Raw genomic sequence first — 15,139 nt, 5'->3', positions numbered from 1 at the left:
ATCAGTCTCCCGTAGTCCGCGATTGCCGCGTGGTGCTGTTTCGTTGAGCCACGCGCGAGGCACTCGCCAGCCCGCCGTGGACGACGCGAAGGCGCGGCTGCCAGCGTTCGGCCAGGGGTGTCATGCCCGCGACACGCTTGTGCGCGACAGTGAGAGCCACGCCGCCGGCACCACGTGCATAGCGTTCGCTCAGGCGCTCCAACGGCGCGAGCATATTCAGCAGCGCACGCCGGTCCACCGGCGGACGACAGAATAGCCCTTCGCGACGCTGGACTTCGAGGCCGAGCAGCTTCAACCAGTCATACAGTCGGAACCGACCGAAATAGTGGCCGCTCCACGGCGCGTCGGTTCCGTGGAAACCGGCGAGCATGCGGCGAACGCCCCAGAAGCTCAACGGCTTGAAACCGAGCACGAAAAGCCGGCCTTCGGGAGCAAGCACGCGCTCGGCCTCGCGCAGCACCTGGTGCGGGTACGGATGAAACTCCAGCTGATGAATGAGCACCACGGCATCCACCGCCTCGTTGGTCAGCGGCATATCCGCCGGGTCGGCGACCACGTCCACCGGACCGCCGGGCCAGTCGTCCACCAGCCACTGTCGCACGTCACCGAACAAGGCGGGCCGCTCGCCGGCGCCGTATGCGCCGACCTGAAGAACGCTGCGGTGATTGACGGCCGCCAGTCGGCGGCTGAGCAGCCGACACTCGACTTCCATCAGGGTCCGGCCGAGGGGCGTATTGAACCAGCGATGGATGGAGCTTGCCACGGCCTGCCTCCGTCGGACGACGTCCGCCCGTACCTGTCCGACGCCGCGCCGGGCGGATCCGGCCCGTCATCCCGGGCCGGCCCCCGCTGAAACGGCGTGCTCGGTGCCATCACGCGAGCCCGCGTGAGTTTTAGAGCATAACGCGCCCGCCCGGTTCCGTCACGGCACGTACCGGCCCGGCAGTCGTCGCACGACCGGTGACCGGAACAACAACTTGGACGTTTCCCGCGTGAGCGGTTAGCATTCGGCGGCTATGAAGGACGTGTTCGCTCTCGGGGCTTTCTCGGACAACTACATCTGGGTCATCCCGGACGCCGGGAACACCCGCGCGCTGGTCGTGGATCCCGGCGACGCGAAGCCCGTAAGCGAAGGGCTTCGCGCCCGCGGCCTGGAGCTTGCCGGCATTCTCGTCACCCACCACCACGGCGACCATTGCGGGGGCGTGCGAAGCCTGCTCCGCGAGCGTGACGTACCCGTCTACGGACCCGCCCACGAGCGGATCCCGGGGCGCACCCATGCCCTCGAAGACGGCGACACGGTGGAACCAGAGGGCTTCGACCTGCGGCTGGCCGTCATCGACTGCCCGGGCCACACCGCAGGCCACATCGCCTACTTCGGCGACGGCATGCTCTTCTGTGGCGACACGCTGTTCGCCGGCGGCTGCGGGCGACTGTTCGAGGGCACGCCGGCGCAGATGTACGCGACGTTGCAGCGTTTCGCCGCATTGCCCGGGGAAACGCGTGTCTACTGCGGCCACGAGTACACCCAGGCGAACCTGACCTTCGCCATCGAGACGGAACCGGACAACGACGATCTGCGCAAGCGCCTGGAGCGGGTGCGCGCCCAGCGCAGGGACGGCCTGATCACCCTGCCCTCGACCATCACCGAGGAGCGTGCGACCAACCCATTCCTGCGCAGCGACAGCGCCTCGGTCCGCGCGCACGCGCAGCAGCATGCCGGGCGCACGCTATCCGACCCCGTAGACGTCTTCGCCGCGGTGCGCGCCTGGAAGGATTCCTTCTAGGCAGCAGCGCGCGGGTACTGAGCAAGGCCGAGGAGGGAGGCTTGCGCTCGAATATCGCTTTATACCTGGCGGCGGGCATCGCGCTGAATGCCTGTACGGCCGTCCCGCAACGCAGCGCGGGCACCGATGGCACACCGGTGCATGAGCACACCGGCTCAATGCTCGCCACCGCCGACGAACTCATCGCCCCCAGCGGATTCGCCGCGATACCCAAGCCCGCTCCGCCCCCGAAGGCGGAAGACGGCGATACCCCGGACAACGTATGGGATCGGGTACGCAACGGCTTCGCACTCCCCGAGGCGGACAAGGCCGCGATCAAGCGGGAAGCAGCCACCTACACCGAAAACCCCGATTACCTGGGACGCGTCGGCGAACGGGCGCGGCCGTTCCTGCGCTATATCGTCAATGCACTGGATGCCCGCGACCTGCCCACCGAGCTTGCCCTGATCCCCGTCGTCGAAAGCGCGTACCGGCCGTTCGCCTATTCCAACGGCCATGCGGCGGGGCTGTGGCAGTTCGTACCGGGTACCGGCCGTCACTTCGGCCTGCGCCAGGACTGGTGGTACGACGGCCGGCGCGACTTCGTCGCCGCCACGGACGCGGCGCTCGATTATTTCGCCTATCTGCACGAGTTCTTCGACGGTGACTGGCTGCTCGCGATCGCCGCTTACAATGCCGGCGAGGGTACGGTGCAGCGTGCCGTCGAGCGCAATCGCCGACGCGGTGAGCCCACGGACTTCTGGCACCTGGACCTTCCTGCCCAGACCGAGGCCTACGTACCCCGGCTGCTGGCGCTGCGCGACATCGTCGCCACACCGGCGGTCAACGGTGTCACTCTGCCCGACATCCCGGACGAGCGCGCGATTCGCGTGGTGGAAGTCGACGGCCAGATCGATCTCGCCCTCGCCGCTGACCTGGCGGGCATCACCACCGAGCGACTGTACCAGCTCAACCCCGGCTACAACCGCTGGGCGACCCCGCCCCAGGGCCCGCACCGGTTGGTTCTGCCCGCGGACCGGACTGCACGTTTCCGCGAAGGACTCGCCGCCACCGCCCCCAATGAGCGCATGCGCTGGCAGCGCCACCGCGTGGCGCAGGGCGACACCCTCGGGCAGATCGCCGACCAGTACCACACCAGCGTCAGCGTGCTGCGCGACGTCAACGACCTGAACGGCAATCTCATCCGTACGGGGGAACAACTGGTCGTGCCGGTATCCGGCCGGCCCACGGACGCCTCGGCCATCGCGGCCCGCAATTCCTCCGACGCCGGCGCCCGGCGGCACACCATTCAGTCCGGCGAGAGCCTCTGGGCGATCGCCCAGCGCTACGACGTGGACGTCGACGCCCTCGCCGCCTGGAACGGGCTGTCAAAGAACGCCACGCTCCACCCGGGGGACACGCTCACCGTCCGCCACAGCGGCGCCGAGCCAGTCTCCGGCGGCCCGGGTCGCGACCGCATTCAGTCGGTCTCCTACACCGTGCGCCGCGGCGACTCTCTCTATCGCATCGCCCGCCGGTTCAACGTTCAGGTAGCCGATCTACGCCGCTGGAACGACCTGCCTGGCGACTATCTGCGCCCGGGCCAGCGCCTGGAGCTCAAGGTGGACGTCACCCGCCCGGGCGGGTGACCCCGTGCCCCAAGCGGGCTGCCCACCGAGGCATGGTCACCGCCCGGCGGTGGCCTGTCGGCTGTCCTCCGGGAGCGTGACGTTGAGCTCGAGGACATCGCAATTGCCCTCGTGCTCCACCTCCATGCGCACGGCGTCGTCGCTGACCTGCACGTACTTGCGGATCACCGCGAGCAGCTCTTCCTGAAGCCGCGGCAGGTAATCCGGGCCATCGCGGCCCGAACGCTCCCGGGCAACGATGATCTGGAGCCGCTCCTTGGCAACCGAGGCAGACTTCCTCTTCTGCGAGCGGAAGTAATCCAGGAAGCTCATGCCCTATCCCCCGAAGAGTCGCCCAAGGAAGCCCTTCTTCTCGCCGAGAAAGCGATGCTCGCGATCCTCGCCGAGGAATCGGGCCACTGCGTCCTCGTAGGCCTGCCCGGCGTCGGTGCGGTCCTCGAGAATGACGGGCACACCCGCGTTCGAGGCGTTGAGCACGGCAGTGGACTCCGGAATCACGCCAAGCAGGTCGATGGCGAGGATTTCGCGCACGTCCTCCACGCTCAGCATCTCGCCCTTGCCCACGCGGGACGGCGCATAACGGGTGATCAGCAGGTGCTCCTTGACCGGGTCGCCGCCCTGCTCGGCCCGGCGGGTCTTGCTCGCAAGCAGGCCGAGCACGCGGTCGGAGTCACGCACGGAGGAAACCTCCGGGTTGGTCACCACGATGGCATCGTCCGCGTAATACATCGCCAGATGCGCTCCCCGCTCGATACCCGCCGGCGAATCGCAGACGATATAGTCGAACTGCTCGGAGAGCTCGCCGAGCACCCGCTCGACCCCGTCGGCGGTCAGCGCCTCCTTGTCGCGGGTCTGCGAGGCCGGAAGGATGTAGAGATCATCCACGCGCTTGTCGCGGATCAACGCCTGGTTGAGATTCGCCTCGCCATTGATGACGTTGACGAAGTCATAGACCACGCGACGCTCGCAGCCCATTACGAGATCCAGATTACGCAGGCCCACATCGAAATCGACCACCACCGTCTTGTGGCCATGGCGCGCGAGGCCGGTACTGAGCGCCGCACTGGAGGTGGTCTTGCCCACGCCCCCCTTGCCGGATGTCACGACGACGATTTTCGCCACGCTGAATCCTCCAATCTTGTATTCGTGCTACCTAGACGCCCCACGCGTGGCGGCGTCCCGTCCACCCCGTCAGGCGCTGCCCAGCGGCTCGATGCTCAGCGTTTCACCGTCGAGACGAACCTGAACGCTACCCCCTCGATCCGATTCGTCGAAATGCTCACTCACCTGATAGCAACCAGCGATCGCGATCAGCTCCGCATTCAATTGCTGACAGAATATGCGCGCGCCGGCATCGCCCTGCACGCCGGCGAGCGCCCTGCCACGCAGATTGCCGTAGACATGCACGTTGCCGTCCGCGAGCACCTCGGCCCCCGGACTGACCGGCGCGAGCACCACCAGGTCGCCGCCGCGGGCATAGACCTGCTGCCCCGAGCGCACCGGTTGCGTTACCACCCGCGCCGCCGATCTCGCGGGCTCACTCGACGGCGTCGGTGTCGTATCCACATCGCGGGCGGCGGCGCTCCCCGCCTGGCGCATCACGCCGAGCCCCGCCCCCTGTGCGAAAGACTCGATACGGCTGTCGCCGGCCGCGACGGCGACAGGCGCCAGACCATGCTGCCAGAGATGATGGGCGAGCTCGCTAAGCCAGACGTCGTCGACGCCGGCATCCGCCACTCCAGCCAGGTCGAGAATCACGGGCATGCCGTCGAAGAACGCCGGGGCCTCATCAATGCGGGCTTCCAGATCGGTGAGGAAGCGCTCCAGGTCCGAGTCCATCAGACGCAGGATGGTGAGGGTGAGCATACGGCCCTTGAGCTCGAAAGCGGGACCGGAACGAGCGGAACGCGCCTGTGAGGTCATGCCTCTCCTGCTGGCCGTGCCCCCGATTGGGGTTTGCTTAAACGACGCGTCCCCGACCCGGTCCCGACGCTAGTGCCATGCGCACTCACGGTCCGCGGAACCGAGGTCGGGGACGTCCCCGGAATTGCTTGCCGCCTTTATATCGTGCGATCACGGGTCTATCAATAGGCGAACCGCCACGCCGCGACGAACGCCTCACCGAATAGCCGCGATAAAGGAGATCGGAATGGGATTGGAAGAAGAGTGGACACAAAGACACGAAGGAGAACGAAAAGGCACAAAGAGAGAAATGGAAAGGAAAAAGCGGCAAGATCGCGGTGCGGGTGCCCCACGGCAGTTGCCGGACCGGTCGGCGTGGGTGGCCGTTCCCCACAGATTCAGACACCACATACGGCGCCGCCAATATCCGGTATCTGAATCAAGCGCCCCGGGAACAGCCAACGCTATACGGCCAACGCCCGCAGTAGCTGCTGACCGAAGGGGACGGCGGACTGGCGGTGGCGGAACCGGATCATGCGCAACCGCAGATGCCAGGGAGCTGATGTCCGGATAGCGGAAGCAAGCTCTTTGGTCAGACGGCAAAGCTCATCGAAGCTTGCCGGGTCGAGGGCGGTACGCGCGGCTTCGACAGCGATGGCGCACCGGGCAATGAAGTGATCGACGTCATCCGGCCGGAGCTCCTTGAACTGATTGACGGACTCGCGGAGCGCATCATCGGCGATCTGCGCCAGGGTCGAGCCGGGATCCCGGGCAACGATGGCCCCCAGGTGGTCGCAGTAGACCTGCACCTGCCGCGCATGCATTCGACCACGCTGGTCGAGATACACGGCGAGCAGGGAGAGAAATGGCAGGCGGATCAGTGCCTGCCATTTCTCGTAGCTGATCCGGTCAAGACCCGTCATGTGACGCTCTGGCAATCACTCAGTTCTCCAGCTGATAGGCAAGGCGAATGGGCTGGTCGCCTGTTCCGGTAAGGCCGTGGCTGGCGAACTGGTTGTTGAGGAACTCGAACATGTCGTCCATCAACCCTGACAGCTCCGTGCGGTCATCGGGCGTATAGCTGCCGTCCTCGATCCGGACGTTGACGTCGACGAGCCCACTGAAACCCTCCCGCTCAACCGCCGAGTGGACATACCCGCGAAGGGCATACTGCAAATTCCTCAGCATGATCGCCACATCGAAGGCGGTCACCGTGACCCGGAGCCGGAACTGGTCGTCGTCGGTGACAATCGTCGTCGCCATGTGGTGCAGCTTGCTCTCCTCGTCCTCGACCTCCTTCTCCGCCGCTTTGCGGGCACTCTCCACGACCGCGTCCATGCCATTGACGTGCCCGACCACCTTGCCATTGCGCACGATCCACGCCTTCGGTGCGATCGGCGCATCGGGCGGATTGAAGTACCGGGTCAGCGCGAAGTGCGCGAAAACCAGGCTCTCCGGCGAAGGCCCTTCTTCCGCCGGCAGGCGGCACACGTACAGCTGGCCCCTGACCGGGGCGATGGCCATCATCATGGCGGCGCCCAGCTTCTCGTGTGCCTGCTTGAGCAGCCTCTCCGAAAGCAGAGCCTCGCTGCAGTAATAGTCTCCCGCGAGCACGAACCCCCGGACCTCCGGCAGCTCTTCAATCCCTGTTTCGTGGCTGAGCTCCTCCCAGTCGACGTTGGTGAGACGGCGCTCCAGGTTGGCCATCGCCTTGTCGTGCAGGTCCTCGACGCTCAGGGTGCCCGGCAGCTCGTCGGTATTGATGAAACGGACCGTCTCGGGCACGTCGATGCCGTAGGCGACGACCGGCTCGTCCGGCTCGACTTCTTCCGTAAGATACACAGAACGCATGATGACCTCGCCCCGGGATCCGCTGGCCCAGTCCGACGACTTGAGCACCGGGTAGACATCGTCGCCCAGCTCCACAGGCGAGCCGAACACGGCTTCCGACGGCGCAGTCTCCGTGTCGGCGGCATTCAGCAGCCCGAGCGCGTCGGCGATGAGGTACAGAGCGGCCTTTTCTTCCTTGCTGATCTTGCTGCCGAAAAGCCCCAGGAATCCCCCGGAAGCTTCCGCGATCGCCTTGGCGAAGGCCAGCAGCGTTGCCTTGAAGGCGCCGGCCGCGCCGGGCTTCAGATGCCGATCGAGAAGCCCGGAAACCCGTTTCAGCTCTTCCAGCGGATCATCGGTCTGCTGCCGGACACTGGTCATCAGTTGCAATACGGACAGGCCGGACTGCTGAATCGCGGCGCCCAGCTCCCGGTAGTCCTTGTGCCGGAGCAGCTTGGCGAAGCGCTTGATCTCCTTCTTGTCGATGCTGCCATCGGCCGCCGCGACCAGAAGGAAAACGAGGCAGGGAGCCCGTGCCAGCAGAAGGATGTTCTCTTCGGACGCCTGCGGGGAAATCGAATCGCTCATACACTCTCTCCACTTCTTCCTTCATTACGGGTCGGCAGGAAACCCGTAGATCTCGGAGAGGGAGAGTCGTCCGTAACGCAATCCTGGCAGACTTCGATGACGCCGCGCCCCCATCTCTCCCTGAACAAGGGAATCCCTGAGCAGAAGTATAAGTTCGACGGAATGGTGTTGAGAAGTGGTTCTCAGATTGCCGGGCGAATGCGCAGCTCGTAACGCCGATAGACCCCGAGGGCTCAACCACGTCGTTCGCTGGTAGACTCCCGCCATGACCGACGACACACCCTCGACGCTCGCACAACGCGCCGGCATTCTCGTCCTGCTCTGGTTCACCGGCCTTTACCTGCGAGTGCCTATCCTCGTCGCACCGCCGCTGGCCCCCGCGATCGCGGGGGATCTGAGCCTTAGCCAGACGGGTATCGGCGCGCTGACCACGCTGCCCGTGCTCATGCTCGCCGCCGGCGCCATTCCCGGCGCCTATGCCATAGCGCGCCTGGGCGCACGGCGGACGCTCGTGATCGCTGTCCTTCTGGTCGCCGCGGGCTCCGCGGCCCGCGGACTGGCGCCACCGACGGCGATCCTTTTCGCCGCGACCGTCCTCCTGGGCCTGGGCGTCGCCGCCATGCAACCGGCGCTGCCCGCCATACTGCCCCTGTGGTGCCCGGGTTTCGTCGGCCTCGGATCAGCGGTGTACATGAACGGCATGCTCATGGGCGAGTTCATCGGTGCCGGTCTGACTCTGCCCGTCGTCATGCCGCTGTCCGGCGGGAGCTGGCGGCTCACACTGCTCCTATGGTCTCTGCCGGCCGTGCTGATCGCCATCGCGCTGACACGACCGGCTTCCGTGCGGGTCTCCGCGTCGCGCGAGAGCCGTTGGGGCCCCGACTGGCGCGACAGCCAGGTATGGCGCCTGGGGCTGTTGCTCGGCAGCGCCTCCACCGTGTTCTTCGGGACCAACGCCTACATGGGCAGCATTCTCGAACGGCGCGACACGCTGGATCGCCTGCCCGAAACCCTGTTCCTGTTCAACCTGAGCCAGGTACTCGCCTCACTCGCCATGCTGGCCCTGACCCGGCACCTGCTCGCGCGGCGCGGGCCCATCATCGCCAGCGGGCTGCTGTGCGTCGCCGGCCTCGCCGCGTTCGTCTGGCTCGACGGCTGGGCGGCGATGGCCGGCGTGTTCGCCGTCGGCTTCGCCTCCGCCGTTCAGCTCATCCTGCTGGTGTCGCTGCCTCCACAAATCGCCGATGCCGCTACCGCCGGGCGCCTGTCCGCCGGGATGTTCACTCTGGGCTACGCCGCCGCCTTCGGTGTGCCTCTGATCGGCGGGCTGACGGCGGACCTCGCCGGCGACGTGCTCACGGCACTGATCCCCATCGGCGCCTACGCCCTGCTCGCCACCGGCCTCGCCCCGGGCCTGCGGCTACGCATTCGCCCCCGTACCGCAACTGCCTGAAACACTATGGAATGGCTCGCCATCATCCTCGGTACCGCAGTCGTGGCGTTGTTCGCCGGCTTCGTGATTCACGGCCGAACCATCTTCGTGGTGGCCTTCCGCGCCGACGGCCCAACCGCCGAGCGCGGCAGGCCACCGCCCGGTTTCCTCGACGGCTGCCGCGACATCGCCCGCCTGCACAAGGTCAATCGCGGCCGCGTGCGGTGCGTGCGCACCGGCCGCGGCCAGGCGCTGCGTTTCTCCCGGGATCTCCCCGAGCGCGCCCGGCAACCCATCCGCAACATCTGGGAGCCGCCGCCCGGCGGCGGCCCCGGTGGCGCGCGCGCTCGCGGCTAGCAAGTCGCCGAACACGAAGAACCACGAAGATTGGAGTACATGCGCAGCCGATCCACAGCCGCGCGTGGGAAATTGCTGACTCAGCGGATTCGACCGTGTGCGCGTTGCATCCTTAGTGTCTATGTGGCCATCGTTTTCACGGTAGATGGCCCATCCAGCGCTAATCGATCAACGCCTGGTAGGTGAGCACGCGCAGTTGCGGCCGCAAGGCGTACGTGGACGACGGCAGAAGCTGGGTCAGGAATATCACGATGAGCTCCTCCGCCGGGTCGATCCAGAACGCCGTGCTGGCCGCGCCGCCCCAGGCATATTCACCGGGTGTACCCACCACACGCGCGCGGACCGGATCCAGCGTCACCGAGACACCGAGCCCGAAGCCGATGCCCTCGTAGCGGGTCTCGGCGAAGCGCGCCTGACCCATCGCCGCCAGATCGCCCGGAAGGTGGTTGCAGGTCATGTACTCGACCGTCTTGCGGCCGAGCAGGCGCACCCCGTCCAGCTCACCGCGATTGAGCATCATCCGGCAGAAGCGCAGGTAGTCCGAGGCGGTGGAAACCAGCCCGCCACCGCCCGAGGCGAGCCCCACTGGCGTCCGATACGGGCTGTCGGTCGGTGCGTCCAGCAACTCGAGGCCACCCGCGGGGGTCGGTCCGGGGCTCTCGGTTGCCATACCCACCCCGCCCGGAGGGCCGTACAAAGCAGCGAAGCGATCGAGCTTGTCATCGGGCACTTCGAAGTCCGTATCCACCATCCCGAGCGGCTCGAGCACCTCCCCGCGGAGGAAATCGGCGAACGGCTGCCCGGCGACCACCTCAACCAGACGGCCGAGCACGTCGGTGGCGACGCTGTAGTTCCAGCGCGCGCCCGGCTGACAGATCAACGGCATGTCCGCGACACGCCCGACCATGTCGGCCAGACTTCCCGTGCCACGGACGAAATCGATGCCCGCTTCGCGGTAGAGCGCATCGACCGGATGCTCCTCCATGAACCAGTAAGTGAGTCCTGCCGTGTGGGTGAGCAGATGATGGACCGTAATGGGCGTGTCGGCGGGTTCGAGCCTCGGCGCGTGAGGTTCACCCCCGACCATCACCTGTGGTGCAGCGAACTCCGGCAGATAGCGGGCGACGGGGTCATCGAGCTGCAAGGCGCCGCGTTCATAGAGCATGAGGACCGCGACGCTGGTGAGCGGCTTGGTCATGGAGAAAATGCGGAAAATCGTATGCGTGGTCACCGGCGCGCCGGCTTCCACATCCCGATAGCCTTCGCATTCGAAAAAAGCGATGCCCCCGCGGCGAGCCACCAGAACGCTGGCCCCCGGCAACCGCCGCGCCTCCACGTGCCCCCGCATCCATCGGCGAATCCGCGCGAGCCGCTCGCCACTCAATCCCACTGTCTCCGGGATCACCCGCTCGCTCATGGCCCACTCCCATGCCGTGCCCACGCCAAACGTCCTTTGTCATGATGCGTGGCAACGCGAGCGGGCGTCCACCATCAGCGCATGACCACGGGCGGGTGCACCATGCGTGTGAGCTCCGCGGCATCGGGCCGTCGCAGCCGCGAATGCGGCCTGACTTCCTCGCGCCACGCGCGAAACGAACGGGTCCGCCGCCAGGCCTCATCGCTGGTGATACCGATATCCCGGAGCATGCGATCATCGAGCCCCGTGAGCGCTTGGCGTTCCTGCCGGAACAGGCGTTGGTCCCGTAGCCACTGTATGAGTTCCCGCATGACCTTCTCCCTCCGCGACTGAAGTATCGGCGCCGTATCCGTGCCGGAGGCGGCGCGCGGGAGTCATGCTGGTCCTGATGGGGAATTTCGACTAGCTTATATTTCTAAGGCACCGTATAAGAGATTCTAAACTCAGGAACCCCATACCATGACGCACCTGGATCTTGCCGCCCTGCGCGCCTTCGTCGCCGTGGTGGACACCGGCAGCATCACCGCGGCCGCTGAACGTGTCTCCCGCACCCAGGCAGCCGTGAGCATGCAAATCAGCAAGCTCGAGCGCTCGCTGGGCAAGCCACTGCTCAAGCGTCTGCCACGCGGTGTGGAAGCGACGCCGACCGGCGAGCACCTGCTCACCTACGCCCGGCGCATGGTGCGGCTGGAACAGGAAGCCGTGAACAGCGTCGTGCGGCCGCCCTTGCGCGGGACCGTGCGCATCGGGACACCGGACGACTACGCCCATTGCTTTCTGCCGCGTATCCTGGCGCGTTTCGCCGAGGCGGAGCCGGCGGTCGCGGTGGAGCTGCACTGCCAGACCAGCGATATCCTCCGCCGTCAGATCCGCGACGGGGAGCTGGACCTCGTGCTCGCCTCCTGTGAGGACAGTGGCCTCGACGGGCGCGTAGTCCACAGCGAACCCATCGTGTTCGCGACGGTGCCGGGGGCGGGCCTCGAACTACAGGAGATGCTGCCGCTGGCGATGTGGCTGCCGGGTTGCCCGATCCGCGCGATGACGTTGCGCGCCCTGGACGAAGCGAATATCGCCTACCGGGTCGCCTACAGCAGCCCCAGCAATGCCGGCCTGCAGGCGGCGGTGCTGTCGGGACTGGCCGTCGGCGCCATGGCCCGGAGCACGCTCACCCCCGACATGGTGGTGCTGGACGAGAGCCAGGGGATGCCCGGGGTGGGCTCCATTCACATAGCCCTTTATCGCAGCCACCATCGCCAGAGCGCTGTCATCGACGAGCTCCACGAGCATATCCTGCACAGCTTCCGCAACCAGCACGAAGAGCCCGCGAGCACCCCCTGGGCGCTTGCGAGCAACTGAGCGCCGTGGCTCTATCCACCCGACGGCGGGCAGCGGGAACGCAGACGAGCGGAGAATCTCCATGTTCAAACGGCTACTGGATAGCCTCCGCGGCGGCGGGGGCGACGACGACACCGCCAAAGTAGCGGCGCGGGAAACATACAAGGGCTTCGAGGTTCGCGCCATGCCGCGCAAGGAGGGCAATACCTGGCGTGTGGCCGGCGAAATCGCCCGGGGCGAGGGTGAGCAGGCCCAGACCCGGTCGTTCGTGCGCGCGGACACCTACCCGGCGCACGACGACGCGGTGGCCGTGAGCCTGCGCAAGGGACAGCAGATCATCGACGAGCAGGGCGATCAGCTGTTCGGCTAGCCGATCTCCTGCCCCAGCCCTGCGGCGACGACGCACCGCAGGGCATAGCGGGCAATCGCCGTGTCCTGGATCCCCACGCCGGTGAGATCGCACACGGTGATCTGCTGATCGTCGCTGCGGCCGGGCGCGCCGCCGTTCACCAGCGCACCGAGCTCGACCGCCGGATGATCCTGAGTGACTGTTCCCGCTGCCACGGCGTGGCGCAGCTCACCGCGCTGCAGGCACTGATCCCGGAGGTCACAGGCCACCACATCGGCGACCGCGAACACGCTGGGAGCAAGCTCGTTCTTGTGAGCGGCGTCCGAACCCATGGCGCTGACGTGGGTACCGGGACGGAGCCAGCCACCTTCGAGCAGCGGTTTGGTGGCGGGCGTGGTGGTGACAATGACGTCCGAGGCCTGCGCCAGGGCCTCCGCCGAGTCGACGGCCTCCACCGGCACGCCGAGGCCGTCGGCCATTTCCTGGACATAACGCGTGGCGCGCTCGGCATCGCGGCCGTAAACCACCACCCGATCAAAAGGCCTCACCAGGCGCAACGCAGCCACTTGCCACCGGGCCTGGCTGCCGGCACCGATCACGCCGACGGTGGCAACACGCTGTGGCGCGAGATACTTGGCGGCCAGCGCGCCAGCGAGCGCCGTACGAACGGTGGTGAGGTAACCGTTATCCAGCAGTATCGCCCGCGGCTGGCCCGTGTCGGCGTCGAGCAGCGTCATCATGCCGCTGCCGCTGGGCAGTCCGCGCCTGGGGTTGTCGAAGAACCGCGTGGATATCTTGATGGCGAATGCCTCCCAGCCGCTCACATACGCAGCCTTGACGTCCGCCGCGCCGTTCTTCTCAGGGATCTCGAGGCCCATGATCGGCGGGATCGTCGCTTCCCCCCGCCCCAGCCGGGCAAAGCCATCCTCGACGATAGCGAGCGCCTCGGCATCCGCCGTGACGCAATGGCGCAACTCCGATTCGGTGACAACGGTGACCATGTCGGTATCCTGTCGCGATATGCAGTGATGATGCTCTGGAAAGATTAACCGCCGGGCGGAGCCGCTCGCGGCACGGCAACGCCCTGCCGCGATGGGCGGCGGCATCAGAGCATGCCAAGCAGCCGCTCGATTTCGGGCTCGCTGTCGTCGACGAGCCCGGCGGCCGACTCGGGATCGACCCGGCAGGCATGCCAGATCGCCGCATCGCGCCCCGGCACGGCGCACCCCACCGCGAGCGTGACGCCCAGATGCACGACCAAGGCCGCATCAGGCGCGTACTCGTCGGCCGGCGCGGGCCAGAACCGTACCATCGCCTCCAGCGCCTCCGGCAACCGCCAGTGTCGCAACAATGCCCCGCCCACTTCACACGTCTCGGTGCCGAACACGCGCTGCTCCAGGCTGACGACACGGTCGCCGTCCGACGGTGAGGTCAGCAGGACCTCGCGCGCCTGCTCGGCCATCACCGAGCAGACCACGACGCTGCCCACGTCGTGGAGCAGCCCGCCCAGAAAGGCGCGCCGTGGTGGGACCAAGGACCCGCAGCGAGCAACAGCCGCGGCGAGCACGGCGCTGCGCACCGCGCCCTCGCGAAGCATCAACGGGGAAGCCAGATCCTGCGGAATACGCTTGAACCCGTCGATGACGCTGGTCGCCAGCACCAGTTGCCGCAACTCCGCCAGGCCGACGATGGACGCGGCCTCCTCCAGCGTTTCGACCTGGCGTGGCAGGCCGAAAAAAGGGCTGTTGGCGAGCCTCAGTGTACGCGCGGCCACTCCCGGGTCGCTCGCAATGACGCCGGCAACCGTCTGCATGTTCCAGTCCGGGCGTGCCAGCACCTCTGAAAGCCGCTGAAAAACGATCGGCGGCGACGGCAGATCGCGGGCAGCAATGGCACAATCACGCGCCGTCACCCGGCTCACGCGCCCTCCCGAAGACGGCTGACGTCGCCAGTCCGCGGCACTGCCTGCATGCGGGCGGGCGTATCCATCCGGATAGCATCCTTGCCGGCCCGCCTGGCGTGATACACAAGCCCCTCGGCACGTTCGAGCAGTCGCTCGGGGCGTTCGCCAGGCTCGAACTGTACGATGCCACCCGAGAAGGTGGGCAGCGGCAACATGGAGCGGACAAGCCCGCGGCAGGCGGACGATCGGGCCTGGTGTTCCTCGGCGACTTTCCTCAGACAGACCTGAAGACGACGAGGGTCACCATCATCGCTGGAGCGGTACCCCGCGTCCGCGCGCGAGAGCACATCCGCCACCCACTCCGGTTCGCGGTCGCTTTCCATCACCACCCCGCCCATCGATTCTCTTTCTCTGGCAAGGCAATATGTCACATTTTTCGATGTTCGCAACACCGATGGTGCGCCAAGCATCAACGCCGAATCAACGCCATGACCGATGCGACGCAGACTCCACGCCCACCCCGTCCGCGACCAACGTCGCCATGATCAGCGGCAAGGAACGTGTCGGCAAGTAACGCCAGCGCTCTGCCGGGTAATGATGCACGGCGGGCT

At 66.8% G+C, this 15,139-nt stretch carries 17 protein-coding genes; 6 read left to right on the top strand and 11 right to left on the bottom strand.

The window, feature by feature from the left end; all coding sequences use genetic code 11:
* Position 1 precedes the first annotated feature (1 nt).
* Positions 2-763 (bottom strand): class I SAM-dependent methyltransferase, encoded by a 762-nt coding sequence (locus tag ACPEES_RS09955; protein WP_435103318.1) that lies wholly within the window; start codon positions 761-763, stop codon positions 2-4.
* 253 nt (positions 764-1,016) lie between these two features.
* Between ACPEES_RS09955 and gloB the strand changes: the two genes are divergently transcribed.
* Together gloB and ACPEES_RS09945 are read left to right on the top strand one after the other, a co-directional pair.
* Entirely contained in the window at positions 1,017-1,787 is a 771-nt protein-coding gene (gloB, locus tag ACPEES_RS09950; RefSeq protein WP_435103317.1) for a hydroxyacylglutathione hydrolase, read from the top strand.
* A 41-nt stretch (positions 1,788-1,828) separates the two neighbouring features.
* Positions 1,829-3,415: a LysM peptidoglycan-binding domain-containing protein gene (locus tag ACPEES_RS09945; protein ID WP_435103316.1), complete on the top strand. Its 1,587-nt coding sequence runs from the start codon at positions 1,829-1,831 to the stop codon at positions 3,413-3,415.
* A 36-nt stretch (positions 3,416-3,451) separates the two neighbouring features.
* Here ACPEES_RS09945 and minE read toward each other — a convergent pair whose 3' ends face one another.
* The 5 genes from minE to ACPEES_RS09920 form a co-directional block, all read right to left on the bottom strand.
* The gene (gene minE, locus ACPEES_RS09940; RefSeq protein ID WP_435103315.1) at positions 3,452-3,727 is read right to left on the bottom strand and encodes a cell division topological specificity factor MinE; all 276 of its coding nucleotides are present in this window, start codon (positions 3,725-3,727) and stop codon (positions 3,452-3,454) included.
* Positions 3,728-3,730: 3 nt separating this feature from the next.
* Entirely contained in the window at positions 3,731-4,537 is an 807-nt protein-coding gene (gene minD, locus ACPEES_RS09935; RefSeq protein WP_435103314.1) for a septum site-determining protein MinD, read from the bottom strand.
* A 69-nt stretch (positions 4,538-4,606) separates the two neighbouring features.
* A complete protein-coding gene (gene minC / locus ACPEES_RS09930; RefSeq protein ID WP_435103313.1) occupies positions 4,607-5,338 on the bottom strand; it encodes a septum site-determining protein MinC in 732 nt (243 codons plus the stop codon).
* A 443-nt stretch (positions 5,339-5,781) separates the two neighbouring features.
* Positions 5,782-6,240 (bottom strand): hypothetical protein, encoded by a 459-nt coding sequence (locus ACPEES_RS09925; RefSeq protein ID WP_435103312.1) that lies wholly within the window; start codon positions 6,238-6,240, stop codon positions 5,782-5,784.
* A gap of 19 nt (positions 6,241-6,259) precedes the next feature.
* Positions 6,260-7,735, bottom strand: coding sequence for a hypothetical protein (locus tag ACPEES_RS09920; RefSeq protein WP_435103311.1), 1,476 nt, complete (start codon positions 7,733-7,735; stop codon positions 6,260-6,262).
* A 265-nt stretch (positions 7,736-8,000) separates the two neighbouring features.
* Between ACPEES_RS09920 and ACPEES_RS09915 the strand changes: the two genes are divergently transcribed.
* Both ACPEES_RS09915 and ACPEES_RS09910 read left to right on the top strand, forming a co-directional pair.
* Positions 8,001-9,188: an MFS transporter gene (locus ACPEES_RS09915; RefSeq protein ID WP_435103310.1), complete on the top strand. Its 1,188-nt coding sequence runs from the start codon at positions 8,001-8,003 to the stop codon at positions 9,186-9,188.
* A gap of 6 nt (positions 9,189-9,194) precedes the next feature.
* Complete coding sequence (locus ACPEES_RS09910; protein ID WP_435103309.1) at positions 9,195-9,524, top strand: DUF3634 family protein; 330 nt, start codon at positions 9,195-9,197, stop codon at positions 9,522-9,524.
* Positions 9,525-9,684: 160 nt separating this feature from the next.
* Here ACPEES_RS09910 and ACPEES_RS09905 read toward each other — a convergent pair whose 3' ends face one another.
* On the bottom strand, positions 9,685-10,941 hold the full coding sequence (locus ACPEES_RS09905; protein ID WP_435103308.1) for a serine hydrolase domain-containing protein: 1,257 nt from the start codon (positions 10,939-10,941) through the stop codon (positions 9,685-9,687).
* A 74-nt stretch (positions 10,942-11,015) separates the two neighbouring features.
* On the bottom strand, positions 11,016-11,252 hold the full coding sequence (locus ACPEES_RS09900) for a DUF1127 domain-containing protein (RefSeq protein WP_435103307.1): 237 nt from the start codon (positions 11,250-11,252) through the stop codon (positions 11,016-11,018).
* 148 nt (positions 11,253-11,400) lie between these two features.
* Here ACPEES_RS09900 and ACPEES_RS09895 point away from each other — a divergent pair, with 148 nt between their 5' ends.
* A complete protein-coding gene (locus ACPEES_RS09895; protein WP_435103306.1) occupies positions 11,401-12,297 on the top strand; it encodes a LysR substrate-binding domain-containing protein in 897 nt (298 codons plus the stop codon).
* A gap of 61 nt (positions 12,298-12,358) precedes the next feature.
* Positions 12,359-12,646 (top strand): HlyU family transcriptional regulator, encoded by a 288-nt coding sequence (locus ACPEES_RS09890; protein ID WP_435103305.1) that lies wholly within the window; start codon positions 12,359-12,361, stop codon positions 12,644-12,646.
* Here the strand turns inward: ACPEES_RS09890 and ACPEES_RS09885 are convergent.
* From ACPEES_RS09885 to ACPEES_RS09875, 3 genes are all read right to left on the bottom strand, one after another.
* Complete coding sequence (locus ACPEES_RS09885) at positions 12,643-13,626, bottom strand: cyclodeaminase (RefSeq protein ID WP_435103304.1); 984 nt, start codon at positions 13,624-13,626, stop codon at positions 12,643-12,645. The genes ACPEES_RS09890 and ACPEES_RS09885 overlap by 4 nt on opposite strands.
* 104 nt (positions 13,627-13,730) lie before the next feature.
* Entirely contained in the window at positions 13,731-14,546 is an 816-nt protein-coding gene (locus ACPEES_RS09880; RefSeq protein WP_435103303.1) for an HDOD domain-containing protein, read from the bottom strand.
* Positions 14,543-14,926 carry a hypothetical protein gene (locus ACPEES_RS09875; RefSeq protein WP_435103302.1) on the bottom strand — a complete coding sequence of 128 codons (384 nt, stop codon included), beginning with the start codon at positions 14,924-14,926 and terminating at the stop codon, positions 14,543-14,545. The genes ACPEES_RS09880 and ACPEES_RS09875 overlap by 4 nt, the downstream gene beginning before the upstream one ends.
* Between the last annotated feature and the right edge of the window lie 213 nt (positions 14,927-15,139).

Origin of the sequence: Arhodomonas sp. AD133, from assembly GCF_051195215.1 — a bacterium.
Lineage (GTDB): Bacteria > Pseudomonadota > Gammaproteobacteria > Nitrococcales > Nitrococcaceae > Arhodomonas.
Note: the sequence above shows the minus strand (reverse complement) of the source record. Positions and strands in the feature narration are given on the sequence as shown.